Source organism: Ferrimonas marina (assembly GCF_900129905.1).
GTDB lineage: Bacteria > Pseudomonadota > Gammaproteobacteria > Enterobacterales > Shewanellaceae > Ferrimonas > Ferrimonas marina.
In genome coordinates this window covers 152841-167010 of the sequence record NZ_FQXG01000002.1, presented here as the reverse complement: position 1 = coordinate 167010, position 14170 = coordinate 152841, and the positions used below count along the sequence as shown (strand labels likewise).

The window sequence follows — 14170 nt, the reverse complement described above, 5'->3', positions numbered from 1 at the left end:
TAACCCTAGTTTTTCCTTCAGATACAGGCCCAACTATTGGTCAGGTTCCTTGGATTCGCCAGTTTGTTCCGTGGCTGCACGGAATCGGTCAATAAGATCCATGGGTACCGGGAATATCAGGGTGTTGGTGCGGTCGGTGGCCACCTCGGTCAGGGTCTGCAGGTAGCGCAGCTGCAGCGAATTGGGTTGATCGGCCAGCACCGCGGCGGCCTCTGATAGCTTCTTCGAGGCTTCCATCTCACCGGTGGCGTGGATCACCTTGGCCCGACGCATCCGCTCGGCTTCCGCCTGGCGGGCCATGGCACGGACCATCGACTCGGAGATGTCGACGTGCTTGATCTCCACGTTGGCGATCTTGATGCCCCAGTTGTCGGTGTGCTGATCGAGGATGCCTTGCAGGTCCTGATTGAGGGTTTCCCGGTCCGCCAGCAACTCGTCCAGCTCGTGTTGCCCCAGCACCGAACGCAGGGTGGTCTGGGCCAGTTGGCTGGTGGCCTCAAGGTAGTTTTCCACGTTGTTGATCGCCATCTCCGGGTCCAGCACCCGGAAGTAGACCACGGCATTGACCCGCACCGAGACGTTATCCCGGGTGATCAAATCCTGGGTCGGCACATCCAGCACGATGGTACGCAGATCGACCCGCACCATCTGTTGCACGATGGGGATGATGATGATCAGGCCCGGGCCCTTCACGGTCTGAAAACGACCGAGAAAGAACACCACGGCACGCTCGTATTCCCGCAGGATCCGGAACATGGTCACCAGCAGGGCGACCAGCAGAATCAGGACGGTCAGGGCGGTGTATTGGGGGATCATGAGGCCTCCTTGTCCTGGCCAACCAGCAGCGTCATGCCTTGCCGCCCGGTGATGGCCACGGGTTGATGGGGGGTGAGGATCTGTTCGCTGTAGGCTTGCCAGATCTCGCCGGCGTAGCGCACCCGGCCCTCGCCGGGGAAGCCATCCACCACGGTGGCGGTGGCGCCGATCATCTGGGGATCGCCGGTGGTGGCTGGTCGTCGCCGGATCCGCAGCACCATGGAGAGGATCAGGCTGAACACCGCCAGCGAGGTGACCGACAGGCCGAGGATCAGCGGCAGGGCGATCTGGTAGCCGGGCAAGTCCGAGTCCATCAACATGGTGGAGCCCAGGGCAAAGGCGATCACCCCGCCAATGCCAAACAGGCCAAAGGTGGGACTGAACGCCTCGGCGATCATCAGCAGTATTCCCAGCAGCATCAGCCCCAGGCCTGCGTAGTTGATGGGCAGCATCTGCAGGGCATACATCGCCACCAGCAGGCTGATCCCGCCGAGCACGCCGGGCAGGCCAACACCGGGGTTATAAAACTCCAGGATCAGGCCGTAGATCCCCACCAGCATCAGGATGTAGGCGACATTGGGATTGGTAATGACCGACAGGAAGCGGTGACGCCAGCCCGGTTCACGCAGTTGTGGCTCGCCGCTGAAGCTGAGGGCGAAGGGTTGACCGTTGATCAGCACCTCGCGGCCCTGGATCTGCTGCAGCAGCTCATTAAGGTTGGGGGCGACGATATCGATCACCCCCTGCTCCAGCGCGTCGTTGGCGGCCAGGCTGGCGGCTTCACTGACCGCGGTCTCGGCCCAGTCGGCGTTACGGCCATGCAGCTCCGCCAGGGCGCGGATGTAGGCGATGGCATCGTTCAGCACCTTCTTCTCCATGGTGGTGCCGGCCTTGACCTTGTTGTCCGCCTTATCCTCTTCCTCATTGGCTCCCTCTTCATCCCCCTCGGGGTCGTCGTCACTGGGACGCGAGCCCGGGCCGGGTTGACTGGGCATACCCACCGCTACCGGCGAGGCGGCGCCGAGGTTGGTACCCGGTGCCATCGCTGCCACGTGGCTGGCCAATAGCAGGTAGGTGCCGGCGCTGGCGGCGCGAGCGCCGGTGGGGGTGACGTAGGTGACCACGGGCACCGAACTTTGAGTGATGGCCTGGATCATGTCGCGCATGGCGGTGTCCAGCCCGCCGGGGGTGTCGAGTTTAATGACGAACAGGGAGACGGATTGTTGCTGGGCCAGGCTCAGCTCCTTGATCAGCAGCTCGGAGCTGGCGGGACCGATCACCCCTTTGATCGGCACCACCCACACCTGGGCCCAACCCAGTGGCATCCATAACATTAGGCAAAGCAGCAGGTAGCGCATTGGTCCTCCTGATGGACCCCGTTCTCTTAACTGTATACCAGCTGCGGACAAAGATTGTTCACTGGCCGAGTCAGTGGCGTGGAACAGCAACGAAAGAGGCCGAGTTCTTCCGAACTCGGCCTCTGTTGGGATTACCTTAATGTTGCCTGGCTCAGTAGCGGCGCTGCTGTTCCGATTCGGTCATCAGCGGCAGGGCACGGTCGTCCAGGCTGGCGTAGATCAGCTGGTAACTGAGGATCGCCTCGACGTATTCCCGGGTCTCGCGGAACGGGATGGTGGCGATAAAGCGCGGGGCGTCCAGCTCGCCATCGGAGCGCTTGAGCCAGCGGGAAACCCGGTGAGGTCCGGCATTGTAGGCAGCACTGGCCAGCAGACGGTTGCCCTCGTACTGGGTGTAAAGCTGCTGCAGGTAAGCGGAGCCCAACTGGATATTGCGGCGGGGCTGGTAGAGGTCCTGCTGGCCCCGGTAGGCGGCGCCGATCTTGCGGGCGGTGCCCTTGGCGGTGCTGGGCAGCAGCTGCATCAAGCCATAGGCATTGGCGCTGGAGCGGGCACGGGGGTAGAGCGCGCTCTCGCGACGGGCCACCGCCTGCAACAGCGCCTCATCCAGCTCGCGCATCTCGGCGTACTGGGCGAAATGCTCCTGGTAGGCCGGCGGGAAGCGCCAGGGCAGGGCATCCCACATCTTGGCCTGGATGGTGCCCTCCACCGTCAGGAAGGCCCACTGCTGCTGATGGGTGTACTCCAGCAGCGCCGCCTGTTGGGGCCGACTCAGCTGCGGCATCTGCCAGCGGATCTCGGCCCGGGCGTCGCGGGTCTTCTCCAGCCACATCAGCTCCGCCAGTCGGGCGGTGGCCGGCAGCTGACTGACGGTGCTGCGGTCCTGGCTGGTGAACTCCGGCAACTGGTTTTGCAGGCTGTAGGGCATGCCCAATTGCTGCGCCGCCAGGAAGCCATAGAAGTTGCGATTCTGGGCCAGCGGCTGCCAGTAGCCCTTGGCCTGTTGTTCGTCGCCCAGCTTCTGTGCGCTGTAGCCCAGCCAGAACTGCCACTCGCTCTTGCTTTGGGTGGTCTGGGTCAGGTCCTGCAGCCAGCGCTGGCTGCCGTGCCAGTCGGCCTGGAAGATGGCGCGGCGGATCCGCAGCACCAGCAGGTCGTCCCGGGGGAACTGCGCCAGCAGTTTCTCCAGGCCGGGATTCCATTCGTTATCCAGCAGGCTGTAGTAGATCAGGCTATGCGCGGCGTCGGTCTGGTAAGGCCCCAGATCCTCATCCCAGGCCTGCCATTGCTTCCAGGCCTTGCGGGGCGACTTGCGGGCCTGACGGCCGATGGTGAGGGCGGCAATCTGGCGGCCGGCATCACTGCGGGTGTAGGGGGCACGGTGGCGCAGCTCATGGGGGTGGCTGTAGAGGCGCAGCAGCAGGTCGCCCTGGGCGCGATAGCGCTCACTGAGCAGGCTGTTGAGGTAGCGCAGCAGTTTACCCTGGCGGGCTTCGTGGGCCAGGATCATGCGCTGCCAGATCATCTCATCATCGCGACCACCGGCCTTGTGCCACGCCTTGAACAAGGGGTCACAGGCCTTATCGCGGCTCTTGCCGGTCAGCCACAGCTCCTCGGCACCTTGCCAGGCCAGGCTGTCTTGGCCCTGGCTCAACTGGGCCCGATAGTAGTAACAGCGCAGCGCTTCGGAGCGCGGTGGCTCCGGGCTGATGGCGAGAAACTCAGGCCAGTCGCGGCGCTGGCCCCGGGCCAGCAGGTAGTAGTGCTTGTACTGGGTTTGCAGTGGCGTCTGGGCCAGGGCATCCAGCACCTGCTGGGCGTGCTCCGGTGAGACGTGCGGAAGCTTGGCCCGCTCGTAGTGGTAGTCCAAGTAGGGCGCGAGCGGGTAGTCGTCGAGTTGTTGTCGCAGGGTTCGATAGCTGGGCAGCTTGCCCTGCTTCAAGGCGGTGCGCGCCTGTTGGTACTGCTCGCGCTGGGCCTTAAGCTGGCCATCCACCTCGCTGGCAGCGAGCTGGACAGTGGTTAAGGCGGCGATGGCCGCGAGCAGTCGAGATACGGTTCTTCCCCAAGCCAAAATGATCGCTCCTTAGTCCGTGGGGGCGAGGCGGTGGCCTCGCAGGCGCCTTTATACTGGTGCCCTTAAACGGACTGGGTTGCCGAGTGTGCGGTTTTGGTACGTCTGAGAACAGGAAACGACACCCGGATGTGTCGTTATGCCCTGTCCGATACGGCTGCTGCTAAGCGTAGTTTGTGGCAGAAAAAACCGGCAAATAAAAGCCGGTTTTCAGTGAGCTATTCCTCAGCTTCCAGTGCCTGCTTGAGCAGCGCCGCGTCAGGCTGCTTGCTGCTTTCGACCCCAAGCTGGCGCAATTGTTCACCCTGGCGAAGCAGATTTCCGCGCCCTTCGGAAAATTTGTTCATGGCGTTCTGGTAGCTGCCCTGGGCGGTATCCAGGGCCCGTCCCAGCTTTTGCAGGTCCTCGGAGAAACCCACCAGCTTGTCGTACAGCTTGCCGGCTTGCTGGGCGATGGTCACGGCGTTCTGATTCTGGTGCTCAAACCGCCACAGGTTCTGGATGGTGCGCAGCGCCACCAAGAGGTTGGTGGGGCTGATCAACAGGATGTTGGCGGACAGCGCGTCGCTGATCAGGCTGGGATCCCGGTCGATGGCGGCCAGGAAGGCGGGTTCCACCGGGATGAACATCAGCACGTAGTCGAGGCTGCGCAGCCCCTTGAGCTTGTGGTAATCCTTCTGGCCCAGCCCCTTGATGTGGCCGCGGACCGAGGCGACATGCTCATCCAGTGCCCGCTCACGCTCTGCCGGATCGTCGCTGCTGTAATAGCGCTCGTAGGCGTTGAGCGACATCTTGGCATCCACCACCACGTCCTTGCCGTCCGGCAGGTGGATGATCACATCCGGCTGGTAGCGCTTGCCGTCCTCCTGCTGCAAGCTGGCCTGGATCTCATACTCCCGCCCCGCCTTCAGGCCGCTTTGCTCCAGCAGCCGGGTTAGCACCACCTCACCCCAGTTGCCCTGGATCTTGTTATCGCCCTTCAGCGCCCGGGTCAGGTTGAGGGCGTCTTCGCTCATCTGCACGTTGAGCTGCTTCAGATCCCGCAGTTGCTGCTCCAGCGCGTGGCGCTGCTTGGCCTCCTCGGTGTGGCTGTGAGCCACCTGCTGACGAAACTGCTCCATCTGCTGTTTCAGCGGGGCCAGAACGGCGTCCATGTCCTTGTGGCTGCGGCTGAGAAAGCTCTGCTGTTTCTGCTCAAAGATGCGGTTGGCCAGGTTCTCGAAGCGCTCACTGAGGCGCTGCTCCTGGTCCTGCTGCTGGCTTAGCTGGGCGCGCAGCTGCTGCTCCTGGCTGCGCAGCTGACCCAGCCCGGCGTGCAACCGGTTGAGCTCCACCTCTTTGGCGGACAGCTTGCCCAGCAGCTCATCCCGCTGCTGTGTCTCCTGCTCTTGCTGTTGGCTCAGGTAGGCGATGTGCTGACGCGCCCGTGCCAGGGCAAACAACAGCGCCAGGCAGAGGCTGCCAAGCAGGGCCGCGCAGCCGGCGGCGATCCAAACGGGGTCGGTCATAGTATTGATTTCAATGAAGAGCTTATCCCTGAGCTTGTCATCCCTGCAGGATGGGGGCAAGGGGCGGGGTGTCGTTCGAATAAAGCCTGAGCGGTGAAAGCGATAGCGTTCTGACCCTGTCCTGTAAGGGGAGGGTAGGCTGGACCCGGTGCCCGACCCCAGACGGCAACCGACCCGTTTGGGACGCTATCACCACCGCCACTCGAACCGGCAAAGCAGATTGGGAGGAAAGCGGGATGAAGAAGGGCTCATATTGGCAGCGACGCCAGGACAGCGTGACCCCGGAGGCGGTGTTTCGTCAGCGCCGCCAGATTGTTCAGGCCCTGGGCCTGTCCGCCATCGGCGCAAGTGTGCCCTTGGGGGTGCAGGCGGGCCTGCTGGACTGGCTGGGCAAGGCACCGGAGACGGCACCCCGGGCACCGTTGCACTACCAGGGCAGCCAGCGCTACGGCATCGAGGATGCGCTGACCCCGGAAGACAAGGTGATCTCCCACAACAACTTCTACGAGTTTGGCACCGGCAAGACCGACCCGCTGCACTATGCCCAGGAGTTCAAAACCGAGCCCTGGCAGCTGGTGGTGGACGGCGAGGTGGACAAGCCCGGTAGCTACTCCATCGCCGAACTGATTAACCAGTATCCGCTGGAGGAGCGCATCTACCGAATGCGCTGCGTCGAGGCCTGGTCGATGGTGATCCCCTGGCTGGGCTTCCCGCTGTCGCAGCTGCTGGAGAAGGCGCAGCCTAATAGCAAGGCCCGCTACGTCGCCTTCGAGACCCTGTACGACCCAGAGCAAATGCGCGGCCAGCGCTCCGGTCGCGTCGGTGGCGGCATCAACTTTCCCTATGTCGAAGGGCTGCGGATGGACGAGGCGATGCACCCACTGACCATTCTGAGCCTGGGCCTCTACGGCAAGACACTGCCACCGCAAAATGGCGCCCCGGTGCGCCTGGTGGTGCCCTGGAAGTACGGCTTCAAGGGGATTAAGTCCATTGTCCGCATCCATCTGACCGAACAGCAGCCGCCCACCACCTGGAATCAGTTGGCGCCCCACGAATACGGCTTCTACGCCAATGTGAACCCCGCTGTGCATCACCCGCGCTGGTCTCAGGCCAGTGAGCGGCGCATCGGTGAAGGGGGTCTGCTGTCGGCCAAGCGGATCGCCACCGAGCCGTTCAACGGTTATGGCGAGTTCGTGGCGGATCTCTACCAGGGGCAGGACCTGCGGAGGGATTACTGATGGACCGGGTGTGGCTGACCAAGGCGGGATTGCACCTGGCCTGTGGCCTGCCGCTGGTCTGGCTGTTCCTGGCGGTACAGTCCGGTGCCGCCGGTGGCGATCCGGTGCAGTACATCATCCACTTCCTCGGCATGGGGATCCTCCACACCCTGGCACTGACATTGCTGGTGTCGCCGGTGGCGCGTCGTTTTCGTTGGGGCTGGCTGATGCGGGTGCGTCGGCTTCTGGGGTTATGGTGCTTCACCTATGCGGCACTGCACCTGGCGGCCTTCGCCGCCTTTGACCTGCTGTTTGACTGGCAATTGCTGCTGTCAGAGATAGTGAAGCGGCCCTACATCCTGGTGGGGATGGTGGCCTTTGTGGTGTTGTTGGCGTTGGCGCTGACTTCGCCGATGGCAATGCAGCGGCGCCTGGGGCGTCGCTGGCAGTCGCTGCACCGCTGGGTCTACCTGGTGGCGCTGCTCGGGCCCATCCATTTCTGGTGGTCGGTCAAATCCGGCAACTGGGAGCCGGCGCTCTACTTTGCCGGCTTCCTGGCCCTGTTGCTGCTAAGAAAACCCTGGTGGCAGGCCCAGCTGCGCCGCTGGCGCCGCACCCCGGTGACCTCCAGCTAGCGGACCTGGAAGCGGGCCAGTAGCCGCAACTGCTCCTGGCGGGGCAGGGTGGCGATATGATGCACCAGGATGCGGATGATGCGGGAGCGGGAGTAGCCGGTCCTCTCAGCCAACTGGTTCAAGCTGGCGCGGGTCTGCTCACTGATGGTGTAGCTGGCCTTGCGCAGCGGCTTGGGTTTGGTTGAAACCAGCCGCAGCGGTGCGCTCTTGGCCTTGATGGTGGGCTCACCCGCGGCGTAATGCTCGGCGCGGCTGATGAACTGGTCCACCGTCAGGTTGAGGCAGTGCTGACCGGAGTGGCCCTGGCCCCGTTTAAGATCAGCCAATGCCATATTGCATCTCCTCACGCTCAACCAGCTGCACACTGCGGGCGTAGCGCAGCTCAAGGGTGCGGGCATTGGCTTCACCCAGCAACTCATTGAAGATTGCCCGCAGCTCGGAGGCGGCCTTGCCATTGGGCTCCATCTCCATCACCGAGCTGCCGGCCTCCTCCGAATCGTCGTAGATGTTGCGTTGATAGGTTAAGGCATCGAGCACCCGGATCTCCCAGGACTGGCACACCGACTTGGCCTCGAGGATCCGCTTGGCCTGGTTAGGCAGGCTGGGGCACTGGGTCATGACAAAGGCAGCGTTGAGGTCCGGATTGAACATCAGGCTGGTGTTGAGCAGTTCGTCGATGTGGGGAACGGTTTGCAGGTCGCGGCGCTTGGGGCGCAGCGGCAGCAAGGCGAAGTTGGCCACCGACATGGCGGCGCGCTGGGCCAGGGTATCCTGACCGCCACAGTCCACCACCACCGCCTCGTAGTGGTTGGCCAGGCTGCTGAGATCGTCGCGGATCTTGCCGAACATCTGCACGCAGTGGAGCTTGGTGAGCTCCGGGCGCTCATTGCGAGCCTGGACCCAGTTGGCCGTGGTGCGTTGCGGATCGCAATCCACCAGCATCACTGTCAACTGGCACTCCGATGCCAGGTAGACCGCCAGGTTTTGTGCCAGGCAGCTCTTGCCGCTGCCGCCTTTCTCACCGCCGACCAATATGATCATGTCGCTTTCCTTTGCATTGTCCTTGGGCGCAATGGCCTAGTCCATTTCACATCTTTGGCGCAGCCCTGCGGGGAATCAGAGTGTAGAACTCAATATATACTATCGCAAGTGATTGCAAAATAAACAGATTAATCGGACTAGTCCTTTTTTGGATTTGGCACAAAAAAAGCCGCCCGAAGGCGGCTTTTTAATCACTGAAGATTACTGGGGAGTCAGGCGGTAACGGGCGAAGCCGTTGCGGCTGTCTTCCGGGTCCTCAACGATGGTGACGAACTCGAACGCGGGGGACTGGGCGGCCACCGCCTGGGCGTGCTCGTTGGGCGAGGAGGTGAACTCCACGTTGCCGCCGGGCAGGTACAGAGACCAGTTACCGTCGGCGCTCGGGTCCAGCGCTTTGCCATCGGAGGCCAGCTGCTGCAGGTAGGCGGAGAGGATGTTGCGGGTCTCTTCCGGGTCATCCCACACCACCGCATCCGGGCCCAGGTTGGGGAAGTTGCCACCGCCGCTGCCGCGGTAGTTGTTGGTCACCACCAGGAAGGTCTGGTTCGGATCCAGCGGCTTGCCCTGGTAGGTCAGGTCGATGATGCGGCTGCTGTCCGGGTTGGCCAGCTCACCCTGGGGATCGTACTTGGGGGCCTGGCTCAGGTCGATGCGGTACTCAACCCCATCGATAACATCGAAGTTGTAGCTGGCGAAGGCAGGGTTGATCAGCGCCTGTACCTCGGCACTGTCGGCCTGGATGTGGTGGAACTGGCCCGCGGCCATCTCCAGCCACTCCTTCACTCCGGCACCGTCCACCTTCACCACCTGCAGGGTGTTGGGGTAAACGTAGAGATCGGAGATGCTGCGCAGTGCCAGGTTGCCCTGTTCGATAAAGGTGTAGTCGTGCACACCGTTGCGGCCACCACGGAAGGGGGCTGCCGCAGAGAGCACCGGCAGATCCGGCAGGTCGCCCTGGGCGATAAGCGCTTCGGCATGCCACTGCTGGGCATCGGTCACCAGCTGCACGGACGGGTCATCCTGCATCAGGGCGAAGAAGCTGTGGATCGGGGCACTGATCGGCACCAGGGCCTGGTCCAGCCAGGTGTTGGTGCCCTGGTGGTCCGGCTTGATCACCGCCAGGATCTCCTTGTCTTCACCCTCTTCCGGCTTGATGGCGCGCAGGAAGGCCTGCTGCTCCACCACCTGCCACTGGCTATCGTGCTGCTCCAGGGTCAGATCGATCAGGCCTAGGTGGTTGCCCCAAACACCGGGCATCACCGTGGGAGTGCCCTGGATCAGGCCCTGGTCGTTGTCGATCCCTTCGATGCCGGCGTAGTCGCCGGGGAAGCGACGATGGGAATGGCCCAGCATCAGCACATCGACCCCTTCAACACCGGCCAGATGGTAGCCGGCGTTCTCCATCAGCGGCTCCGGCTCGGTGGTGGTGATGCCGGAGTGGGCGATCACCACAACCAGGTCGGCGCCCTTCTCACGCATCAGCGGCACGTAGTGCTCCGCCATCTCCAGCATGTCCAGGGTCTCGACCCGACCGTAGAGGTGGCGCTTGTCCCAGTTCATGATCTGCGGCGGGGTCAGGCCCAGCACGCCGATGGTGAGGGCGTGGGTCTTGCCCTGGCTGTCGGCAAACTCGCGCTCCAGCAGCAGGTAAGGGTTAAACACATGGGCCTGTTGCTCGTACTCACCGTAGGGGCGCTCGTCCTGGGCGGCTTTGTACAGCACGTTGGCGTTCACATAGGGGAAGTTCGCGGTCGCCAGGGTCTTCTGCAGGAACGGCAGGCCGTAGTTGAACTCGTGATTGCCGATGTTGGCGGCATCGTAATCCAACAGGTTCATCGCCTTGAATACCGGGTGCGCCTCACCGGCCAGGTAATCGTCCTGCTGCTGGCGGTGAAACACGTAGTCGCCCACTGGGCTGCCCTGGATCAGGTCACCGTTGTCGAACAGCATCACGTTTTGATGCTCTTCCCGTGCCTGATGGATCAGCGGTGCGACGTAGCTGAGACCGTATTTCTCGGTAGGGGCGTTACGGTAGTAATCGAAGCCCATCATGTTGGCGTGCAGATCCGTAGTCTGCAGCAGACGGACCTCCACTTGCGGAGCCTCGGGGGCGCCGCTACAGCCGGCGAGCAGGGTGGAGGAGAGAAGCAGTAGCTTCAAAGCGGTGTTTTTCATCAAGGTCATGTGTTGCGGTCAGTGGTCGGGCAAGTATACCCGAGAGTCAGGGGAAAGCAGGGTTACGATTGGTTGACGGCTTGTTTCAGTGCTGATGACGGCTTAAATGCCACCACGGTCTTCAGCGGGATCTCCATCGCGGCACCGGTCTGCGGGTTCTGACCGCTGCGGGGCAGGTGATAGCGGATCTCGAAGACGCCCAGGGGGGGAAGGTAGAGGGTTTCACCCTCGTACAGTGCCTGGGTGATCTTGGCTTCCAGCACCGCCAGGATGCGTTTGCAATCCGCTTGGGTCAGTTCACTGCGCTGCGCCATCTGGCGAATGAGTTGAGTGCGATTCATCGTCTTGGCCAGGTAAAGGGCGTTGTTATACCCAGATCCCGCGGGGAATGCGATGCCAAGGACGGCGACTGCTCAGATTAAAGGCAAAAAAGCGGCGTCACACTAGGGGACGCCGCGGTTAACCAACAAGGTCAGATTGGGAAGGACAAGCTCGATATGGATTGTAGGCAGGGTGCCCCAGGATAATTGTGAGCCTGTGCACGAATGTGACATTTTGTTAAGCAAAAGCAGCGACTTTTGAAAATCCCCCAGGATCCGGGCAGCCCAAGCGCGGCATCCGATTCGCTGAAAGTGCGAATGGCACTAAGGTTACAGGTGCACCAGGAGGGGAGAGCGATGCGGTATCAAAAGCGGTTCTTTGTCGGTGGTTTCGGGCTGTGGCTGTGGGCATTGGCCCCAGCGATGGCCCAGTCGATGTTCCCCATCTGGGGGGAGGAAGCCCGGGCCCGAGGCTACGAGCTGCCCCGACCCTATGGTCTGACCCTAAGCGTGATGACCATGGAGCAGCCGCTGGTGATCGACAGCATTGTGCTGGACAGCGGCAACCCTAACCTGCCACTGGACCAGTTGGTGAGCATCGACGCCAACATCGCCTCCCAGGACTCCACCACCTATACCCTGCGCGGCGATCTCTGGCTGTTCCCCTTCCTGAATGTCTACGGCATCCTCGGTTACACCAAGGGGGACTCGGTCGCCCCCATCGTCGCCAACATCAACCTGCCCTTTATTCCTTCCGTTGAGACCGACTTCGCGCTGGACTTCCAGGGCCCCAGTTACGGCGCCGGTGCCACCCTGGCCGGCGGCATAGGCAACGTCTTTGCCCTGGTGGACATCAACTACACCTATACCGATCTGAACGTGCTGGACGGTGACATCCGCGCCATGACCGCAACCCCTCGAGTGGGCTATCGCTGGCCGATGGGACGACATGAGGTGCGGGTTTGGGCCGGGGCCATGTACCAGGACATCGACCAGGTGTTTCGCGGCAACATCAGTGACATCGGCCTGAGCGACCAACTGGTGGCCCTGGTCCCTGACGGCAAGTTCGAGGTCACCCAGCACCTGTCAGACCCCTGGAACACCATGGTGGGGATGATGTACGTGCTGGATCAGCAGTGGGAGTTCATCCTCGAGGGCGGCTTTGGCGAACGGGAATCGCTGTTCTTCTCGGTTGGGCGGCGTTTCTGAATCAGCGCAAAGGGTGATTTAGATCACGTCTTGCAGTATCCTGCCCAGAAGTCAGACCAGTTGACCAAGGAAGTCATATGTCAGGGAACTACGTACTGAATCTGCAAGAAAAATTAAAAAAATGGCCCTGGGGCGATCGCCTGCTGGTGGCGATCATAGCCGCCCGCGCCCCCTATTTCCGTACCCTCAAGGCCCGCCTGCTGCACCTGGAGCCGCACCACTGCGAGTGCCTGGTGCCCAAGCGTAAGGCGGTGCAAAACCACATCGGCACTGTGCACGTGATTGCGGTGTGCAATGGCCTGGAACTGGCGATGGGCGTGATGGCAGAGGCCTCCATCCCCAAACACCTGCGCTGGATCCCCAAGGGGATGAGCGTTGATTACACCGCCAAGGCGGGCAGTGATATTCGCTGCGTGGCCAAGGTGGCTCCGGAGGATTGGCAGCCCGGCGACATGAACGTCCCGGTGGTGGCCTACGACAAGGACAATACCGAGGTGGTGACCGGTACCATCCGGTTGTGGCTCAGTGAAAAGCCTGCAAAAACCGCCTGATACGGTAAATCAGAGAAACTGATGAATTTTCAGGTGCGATTGCCGGTTCGAATGCCGATCTAACGGCGTTACCCATTCACGAGTGTATGGGTAACGCCCTGTAATCTGGCGATAAGGGCGAGGAGTGTGAGCTTGGTGCATAAATCAGGTTCGAAGAATGCACCTGATATCTTCCATCAGTAAAACTGACTGATTAATTCCAGGGCCACAACAAGGCGACAATGACCTGGCCATGGCGTTGGCAAGCCTGCCAGTCCTTGGTGACTACTGCAGTGCCCGAACCCGCTCGAGCCGCTTACCCTCGGTCAGCAAGCAGTTACGTACCGGGTTGTCGGCGCTCTCCCGTCGCCAGATGAAGGAGAGGCGTCGGGTCATGTTCAGCTCCGGTACCTTCAATGCCACCAGTTCGTCCCGCTCGATCGCGCGTTCAACATCCAATACCGGCAAGCAGCTAAGATAAGGCCCTTGTTGTACAAGGGTTTTTAGGATACTGATCTGCTCATATTCATGGCGGACATTGAGGTTGTCGATGTGGCCATGGATGGCGGCATCGAAGATGGCACGGGTGCCGGCGCCCTGTTCCCGCAGCACCCATTCCGCCTGTTCCAGCTGGCCCAGACTGACGCTCTTTAGCCGTGCATAGGGGTGGTGAGGCCCCGCCACCACCGCCAGTTGGTCGTTACACCAGGTTTGCTGCAGCAGGCGACTGTCGTCGCAACGTCCCTCGATGATCCCCAGCTGGTAACGGTGATCCAGCACCCCCTCAATCACGTGCTCGGTGTTCTCCACCTCAAGCTGGATCCGCACCTCTGGGAAGTCTTTATCAGTCTTGCTGATTAGGTCCGGTACCAGGTGGTGGGCTGAGGTCTGACTGGCCCCGACACTGATGTTGCCACTGACCAGGTGCTGGCCACTGAAGCCCAACTGGATCTGCTCCGCCTGGCCCAACAGGCCCTTCGCCTTGGGCCGCAGCCACTGCCCCCAATGGGTCAGCACCATGCGTTTACCAACACGCTCAAATAACGGTTTTCCCAGCATTTTCTCAAGCTGAGACAGGGACATGCTGGTGGCGGACTGGGTCAGGGACAACTGCTCTGCCGCCAGGCTGACGCTGCCACGGCTGGCGATGGCGTCGAATACCGCGAGTTGCTTGAGGGTATAGCGCATGGAGAACTCCCACAGACTCTAATTCGATTGGTTAAAACTCAGCATAAAACGAAATTATCACTCGAAATCGGTTCCGATTTTGGAGCCTTTTCACATTAT

The 14170-nt window shown here is 61.8% G+C and carries 13 protein-coding genes; 4 read left to right on the top strand and 9 right to left on the bottom strand.

The features are described from left to right. Positions 1-33: 33 nt before the first annotated feature. From BUC04_RS04445 to rmuC, 4 genes are all read right to left on the bottom strand, one after another. Entirely contained in the window at positions 34-816 is a 783-nt protein-coding gene (locus BUC04_RS04445; RefSeq protein ID WP_067657696.1) for a slipin family protein, read from the bottom strand. Continuing rightward, the gene (locus BUC04_RS04440) at positions 813-2174 is read right to left on the bottom strand and encodes an NfeD family protein (RefSeq protein ID WP_067657699.1); all 1362 of its coding nucleotides are present in this window, start codon (positions 2172-2174) and stop codon (positions 813-815) included. Before BUC04_RS04440 ends, BUC04_RS04445 begins: the two co-directional genes overlap by 4 nt. 151 nt (positions 2175-2325) lie before the next feature. Next, entirely contained in the window at positions 2326-4248 is a 1923-nt protein-coding gene (locus tag BUC04_RS04435) for a transglycosylase SLT domain-containing protein (protein WP_067657702.1), read from the bottom strand. A gap of 218 nt (positions 4249-4466) precedes the next feature. Further along, positions 4467-5756, bottom strand: a complete 1290-nt coding sequence (gene rmuC / locus BUC04_RS04430; RefSeq protein WP_067657705.1) for a DNA recombination protein RmuC — start codon at positions 5754-5756, stop codon at positions 4467-4469. Positions 5757-5992: 236 nt separating this feature from the next. Between rmuC and msrP the strand changes: the two genes are divergently transcribed. Next, entirely contained in the window at positions 5993-6994 is a 1002-nt protein-coding gene (msrP, locus tag BUC04_RS04425; RefSeq protein ID WP_067657708.1) for a protein-methionine-sulfoxide reductase catalytic subunit MsrP, read from the top strand. Then, entirely contained in the window at positions 6994-7608 is a 615-nt protein-coding gene (gene msrQ / locus BUC04_RS04420; protein WP_067657711.1) for a protein-methionine-sulfoxide reductase heme-binding subunit MsrQ, read from the top strand. The genes msrP and msrQ overlap by 1 nt, the downstream gene beginning before the upstream one ends. Here the strand turns inward: msrQ and BUC04_RS04415 are convergent. From BUC04_RS04415 to BUC04_RS04400, 4 genes are all read right to left on the bottom strand, one after another. Next, a complete protein-coding gene (locus BUC04_RS04415; protein ID WP_067657714.1) occupies positions 7605-7940 on the bottom strand; it encodes a hypothetical protein in 336 nt (111 codons plus the stop codon). The two genes, msrQ and BUC04_RS04415, sit on opposite strands and share 4 nt — an antisense overlap. Then, the gene (locus BUC04_RS04410; protein WP_067657716.1) at positions 7927-8649 is read right to left on the bottom strand and encodes an AAA family ATPase; all 723 of its coding nucleotides are present in this window, start codon (positions 8647-8649) and stop codon (positions 7927-7929) included. Before BUC04_RS04410 ends, BUC04_RS04415 begins: the two co-directional genes overlap by 14 nt. Before the next feature lie 201 nt (positions 8650-8850). Then, positions 8851-10833 (bottom strand): bifunctional 2',3'-cyclic-nucleotide 2'-phosphodiesterase/3'-nucleotidase, encoded by a 1983-nt coding sequence (locus BUC04_RS04405; protein WP_143165536.1) that lies wholly within the window; start codon positions 10831-10833, stop codon positions 8851-8853. A gap of 53 nt (positions 10834-10886) precedes the next feature. Further along, entirely contained in the window at positions 10887-11177 is a 291-nt protein-coding gene (locus tag BUC04_RS04400) for an HU family DNA-binding protein (protein WP_268762517.1), read from the bottom strand. A 324-nt stretch (positions 11178-11501) separates the two neighbouring features. On the opposite strand from BUC04_RS04400, the gene BUC04_RS04395 reads away from it, so the two are divergent. Continuing rightward, positions 11502-12353, top strand: a complete 852-nt coding sequence (locus BUC04_RS04395) for a porin family protein (protein ID WP_067657722.1) — start codon at positions 11502-11504, stop codon at positions 12351-12353. 77 nt (positions 12354-12430) lie between these two features. Then, positions 12431-12904 carry a hotdog fold domain-containing protein gene (locus tag BUC04_RS04390; RefSeq protein ID WP_067657725.1) on the top strand — a complete coding sequence of 158 codons (474 nt, stop codon included), beginning with the start codon at positions 12431-12433 and terminating at the stop codon, positions 12902-12904. A gap of 264 nt (positions 12905-13168) precedes the next feature. Here the strand turns inward: BUC04_RS04390 and BUC04_RS04385 are convergent, their stop codons facing one another. After that, positions 13169-14071 (bottom strand): LysR substrate-binding domain-containing protein, encoded by a 903-nt coding sequence (locus tag BUC04_RS04385; RefSeq protein WP_067657727.1) that lies wholly within the window; start codon positions 14069-14071, stop codon positions 13169-13171. Positions 14072-14170: the final 99 nt, after the last annotated feature.

Coding starts and splice junctions, on each gene's coding strand:
- BUC04_RS04410 (WP_067657716.1), bottom strand. CDS start 8,649: ATGATCATATTGGTCGGCGGTGAGAAAGGCGGCAGCGGCAAGAGCTGC.
- rmuC (WP_067657705.1), bottom strand. CDS start 5,756: ATGACCGACCCCGTTTGGATCGCCGCCGGCTGCGCGGCCCTGCTTGGC.
- BUC04_RS04390 (WP_067657725.1), top strand. CDS start 12,431: ATGTCAGGGAACTACGTACTGAATCTGCAAGAAAAATTAAAAAAATGG.
- BUC04_RS04440 (WP_067657699.1), bottom strand. CDS start 2,174: ATGCGCTACCTGCTGCTTTGCCTAATGTTATGGATGCCACTGGGTTGG.
- msrP (WP_067657708.1), top strand. CDS start 5,993: ATGAAGAAGGGCTCATATTGGCAGCGACGCCAGGACAGCGTGACCCCG.
- msrQ (WP_067657711.1), top strand. CDS start 6,994: ATGGACCGGGTGTGGCTGACCAAGGCGGGATTGCACCTGGCCTGTGGC.
- BUC04_RS04395 (WP_067657722.1), top strand. CDS start 11,502: ATGCGGTATCAAAAGCGGTTCTTTGTCGGTGGTTTCGGGCTGTGGCTG.
- BUC04_RS04405 (WP_143165536.1), bottom strand. CDS start 10,833: ATGACCTTGATGAAAAACACCGCTTTGAAGCTACTGCTTCTCTCCTCC.
- BUC04_RS04385 (WP_067657727.1), bottom strand. CDS start 14,071: ATGCGCTATACCCTCAAGCAACTCGCGGTATTCGACGCCATCGCCAGC.
- BUC04_RS04415 (WP_067657714.1), bottom strand. CDS start 7,940: ATGGCATTGGCTGATCTTAAACGGGGCCAGGGCCACTCCGGTCAGCAC.
- BUC04_RS04445 (WP_067657696.1), bottom strand. CDS start 816: ATGATCCCCCAATACACCGCCCTGACCGTCCTGATTCTGCTGGTCGCC.